At 65.3% G+C, this 5,130-nt stretch carries 2 protein-coding genes; both read left to right on the top strand.

What is annotated here, in order from left to right:
* A partial coding sequence (locus FW796_RS31770) for a phosphopantetheine-binding protein (RefSeq protein ID WP_446440691.1) occupies positions 1-574 on the top strand: 574 nt, incomplete at its 5' end.
* Positions 574-5,130, top strand: a 4,557-nt coding sequence (locus FW796_RS31765; RefSeq protein WP_446440690.1) for an amino acid adenylation domain-containing protein, incomplete at its 3' end; no start/stop codon positions are given. The genes FW796_RS31770 and FW796_RS31765, both read left to right, overlap by 1 nt.

Genomic DNA, 5,130 nt, shown 5'->3' with positions numbered 1-5,130 from the left:
ACCGCTGGTGCGCGAGGCAGTGGTACTGGCCCAGGAGGCAGCCGGTGGTCCACAGCTGGTGGCCTACGTGGTGGCGGCCGCGGGCGTGGCGGTGGAGGGCCCGGAACAGCAGACGCAGTTGCGCGAGCAATTGAAAGCGGCCCTCAAGCAGGTGTTGCCGGACTACATGCTGCCGGCGCACCTGCTGTTCCTCGAAGCGTTGCCGCTGAGCCCCAACGGCAAGCTGGACCGCAAGGCCCTGCCCAAGGCCGACGCCAGCCTGTTGCAGCAGGCCTACATCGCTCCACAGAGCGAACTGGAACAGCAGGTCGCGGCGATCTGGGCCCAGGTGCTGGAGGTCGAGCAGGTGGGCATGAACGATAACTTCTTTGAACTAGGTGGGCATTCCTTGTTGGTAACCGCGATGGTCTCTCGAGTCCAGCTCAAGCTTGGGCGCCAGGTCAGTGTGCAGATGGCGTTTGAATTTCCCTCCCTGGGGCTGTTTGTCAGCCAGTTGCAGAAGACGCCCGGCCAGGTGCAAGACGCCGACCTGAGTGCGCTGGAACTGTTGCTCGACGAAATGGAGGCTGTGTAATGGACAACACCACCGCGCTGAAAATTGTCAAAGGCTTCATCCTGCTACCCCTGGAAAAACGCAAGGTCTACCTGCAGAAGATGCTCGAACAGGGCATCTCCCCGGCCAACCTGCCGATTCCCGAGGTACGCCTGAGCCAGGAGCACCTGCCGCTGTCCTATGCCCAGCAACGCCAGTGGTTCCTCTGGCAACTGGCGCCCGAGAGCACGGCCTATCACATTCCCAAAGCCCTGCGCCTGCGCGGGAAGCTGAACGTCGAGGCCTTGCAGCGCAGTTTTGACAGCCTGATCGCCCGCCATGAAAGCCTGCGCACGCATTTTGTCGAGGAGGCCGACACGGCGCTGCAGGTGGTCGCCCCCGAGGCGCGCCTGGAACTGGTGCGCCAGGCACTGCCGGCGCAGGCGAGCGAACAGCAGATCCAGGTGGCCGTGCAGGACTTCGTCCAGGCCCAGACCCGGCAGCTGTTCGATCTGCTGGCCGGGCCGTTGCTCAGGGTCGGCCTGTTGCAGGTGGCCGAGGATGACCATGTGCTGGTCCTGACCCAGCACCACATCGTCTCCGATGGCTGGTCGATGCAGGTCATGGTGGATGAACTGATCGCGCTCTACATCGGTTACTGCCAAGGGCAGACGGCGCCGTTGCCGGCGCTGCCGATCCAGTATGCCGACTACGCCCTCTGGCAGCGCCACTGGATGGAGGCCGGTGAAAAGGACCGGCAACTGGCCTACTGGACGGCGCAACTGGGCGGCGAGCAACCTTTGCTCGAACTGCCTCTGGACCGCCCGCGTCCCGCGGTGCAGAGCCATCGGGGCGGGCGCCTGGAGCTGACCCTGGAGCAGCCGTTGAGTGAAGCCCTGGGCAGCCTGGCCCAGCGGGAAGGGGTGACCCTGTTCATGCTGTTGCTGGCCTCTTTCCAGACCCTGCTGCACCGCTACAGCGGCCAGGCCGATATCCGCGTCGGTGTACCCATTGCCAACCGCAACCGGGTCGAGACCGAGCGCCTGATCGGCTTCTTCGTCAACACCCAGGTGCTCAAGGCCGAGATCGACGGGCAGATGTCCTTCAGCCAGCTGTTGCAGCAGGTGCGCCAGACCGCCCTGGCGGCGCAGGCGCACCAGGACCTGCCTTTCGAGCAACTGGTGGAGGCCTTGCAGCCGGAGCGCAGCCTGAGCCACAACCCGCTGTTCCAAGTGATGTTCAACCACCAGGTGGAAGCGGCGGTCGCAGGCAAACCCCTGAACCTGCCTGGCCTGAGCATCGAGGCTCTGGACTCCCAAGGGCAGTCGGCGCAGTTCGATCTGACCCTGGACACCGTGGAAACCCAGGGTCGGATCGCCGCGTCCCTGGTCTATGCCACCGATGTGTTCGACGCCGCCACCATCGAGCGCCTGGCCGCCCATTGGCGTCATTTGCTGCAAGGCGTTGCCCGCCAGCCGCAGCAGCGCATCGGCCTGTTGCCATTGCTGGGGGCCGACGAGCAGGCGCAGATCCTCGACCAGTGGAACCCGCAGCAGCAGGCATTCCCTTCCCGGGCCTGCGTCCATCAGCTCATCGAGGCTCAGGCCGCCAGGGCGCCCCAGGCCATTGCCCTGACCTTCGCCGGGCAGAGCCTGGACTACCGGCAGCTCAACGATCGGGCCAACCGCCTGGCGCACAAGCTCATCGAGCAGGGCGTGGGCCCCAATGTACTGGTGGGGCTGGCGGTGGAGCGCAGCCTGGAGATGGTCATTGGCCTGCTGGCGATCCTCAAGGCCGGCGGTGCCTATGTGCCGCTGGACCCGGCCTATCCCCAGGATCGCCTGCAGCACATGATGCAGGACAGCGCCATCGCGTTGCTGCTGACCCAGGGGCATCTGCTGCAGGGCTTGCCGGCGTTTGCCGGCAGTACCTGGTTGCTGGAGCAACCCCTGGACGGCTACCGGGTCGACAACCCCGAGGTCGGGGTAACACCCGAGGACTTGGCCTACGTGATCTATACCTCCGGCTCCACCGGCAAGCCCAAGGGCACCTTGCAGCCGCACCATAACGTCCTGCGCCTGTTCGCGGCCACCCAGGAGTGGTTCCAGTTCGGCCCCGAGGATGTCTGGAGCCTGTTCCACTCCTATGCGTTCGACTTCTCGGTGTGGGAGATTTTCGGGGCCCTGTTGTACGGCGGGCGGCTGCTGATCGTGCCCCAGGAGGTGGCGCGCTCGGCCCAGGACTTCTACCCGCTGCTCTGCGCCGAAGGCGTGACGGTGCTCAACCAGACGCCGTCGGCGTTCCGCCAGTTGATGCACGTGGCCTGCAGCGCCGAGCCTGTGCATCGGTTGCGCTACATCGTGTTCGGTGGCGAGGCTCTGGAGGTCAATACCCTGCAACCCTGGTTCCAGCGTTTCGGCGATCAGCGCCCGCAGTTGGTGAACATGTACGGCATCACCGAAACCACGGTACACGTGACCTATCGTCCCTTGTCCGTGGCGGATCTGAGCCTGACGGGGGCCAGCCCGATTGGCGAGCTGATTCCCGACATGTCCTGGTATTTGCTGGACGGCAACCTGCAACCGGTGCCCAAGGGCTGCATCGGTGAGCTGTATGTCGGGCGTGCCGGGCTGGCCTGGGGCTACCTGAACCGCGGCGACTTGAGTGCGGCGCGGTTTGTCCCGGACCCGTTCGGCGAGGCTGGTGGGCGTCTCTACCGCACCGGCGATCTGGCGCGTTATCAGGCCGACGGTTCGATCGGCTACATCGGCCGTATCGACCACCAGGTGAAGATCCGCGGTTTCCGTATCGAGCTGGGGGAGATCGAAGCGCGGCTGCTGGAATTGTCTGCGGTGCGTGAGGCGGTGGTGCTGGCCCCGGAAGGCCCCGACGGCCCGCAACTGGTGGCCTACGTGGTGCCCGCCGGCCTGGACTGGAACGGCCAGGACCCGCTTGCCGAGCAACTGCCACTGCGCGACGCCATCAAGGTCGGGCTGCGCGAGCACCTGCCGGGCTACATGGTTCCGGCCCATGTGCTGTTCCTCCAGGCGCTGCCCCTGACCGCCAACGGCAAGCTCAATCGCGCTGCCTTGCCGGCCATCGACGGCAGCCTGTTGCAGCAGGCCCACGTGGCCCCGCGCAGCGAGCGCGAACAGCAAGTGGCCGGGATCTGGGCCCAGGTGCTGAAACTGGAAAAGGTCGGCTTGACCGATAACTTCTTCGAGCTCGGCGGCCATTCGCTGCTGGCTACCCAGGTGATGTCGCGCATCCGCCAGGAGCTGGGCATCGAGGCGCCGCTCAAGCTGCTGTTCGAAGGCGAGTCGCTGGAAGATTTCGTCCGCCTGCTGGGGCCGGAAACCGCCCAGCCACTCCAGTCGATTCCCCTGGTGGACCGGCAGCAGCCGCTGGTGGTGTCCTATGCCCAGGAGCGCCAGTGGTTCCTCTGGCAGCTGGACCCCGACAGCAGCGCCTATCACATCCCCATGGCCCTGCGCCTGCGTGGCGCTCTGGATAGCCAGGCCCTGCAAAGCAGTTTCGATGCCTTGATCGCCCGCCATGAAAGCTTGCGCACGCACTTTGTCGAGAGCGCCGGGGGCCTGACCCAGGTGATCGCGGCCCAGGCCCGTTTGCCCATCAGCCAGCAGGACTTGTCCCTGCTGGTGGAGGCCGGCAATGCCGATGACTTGATCAAGCAGGTCATCGACACTCAGGTACGGCAGGCGTTCGACCTGCGCCAGGGGCCTTTGCTGCGGGCCACCCTGGTGCGCCTGGCGGCGGACGAGCATGTGCTGGTGCTGGTCCAGCATCACATCGTTTCCGATGGCTGGTCGATGCAGTTGATGGTGGAGGAACTGATCCGGCTCTACGGCGCCCATAGCCAGGGGCAGGAGGCCGAGTTGCCGGCGCTGGCGGTGCAGTACGCGGACTACGCTGCCTGGCAACGCCAGTGGATGGAAGCCGGTGAGCGCGAGCGGCAACTGGATTACTGGTTGCAGCAACTGGAAGGCGGCGCTCAGGTTCTGGATTTGCCTCTGGACCATCCGCGGCCGTTGCAGCAAAGCCACAAGGGCGCGCGCCATGGCATCAGCCTGGATGGCGCCTTACCGGGGGGGCTGAAACAGCTGGCCCAGCGCGAAGGGGTCACGCTGTTCATGCTGTTGCTGGCCTCGTTCCAGGTACTGCTGCACCGCTACAGCGGTCAGGCGGACATCCGCGTCGGGGTGCCGACCGCCAACCGCAACCGGGTGGAGACCGAGCGCCTGATCGGCTTCTTCGTCAATACCCAGGTGTTCAAGGCTGAAGTCGACGGGCAACTGAGCTTCAGCGACTTTCTAAGTCAGGTCAAAAGACGCGCGTTGGAGGCCCAGGAACATCAGGACCTGCCCTTCGAACAACTGGTGGAAGCCCTCAAGCCGGAGCGCAGCCTGAGCTACAGCCCGCTGTTCCAGGTGATGTTCAACCACCAGGCTGCCGCCCGCCAGGACGCTGCAACCCTGGAGATTCCAGGGTTGCAGGTGCAGATGCTCAGTGGCGAGGACAGCACGACCCAGTTCGATCTGAGCCTGGACACCTTCGAGTCCGGGGATCGCCTCTGGGCT

It is taken from the genome of Pseudomonas sp. 910_21 (assembly GCF_052850735.1).
The sequence above is the reverse complement of the archived record's forward strand: the minus strand, read 5'-3'. Positions and strand labels throughout refer to the sequence as shown.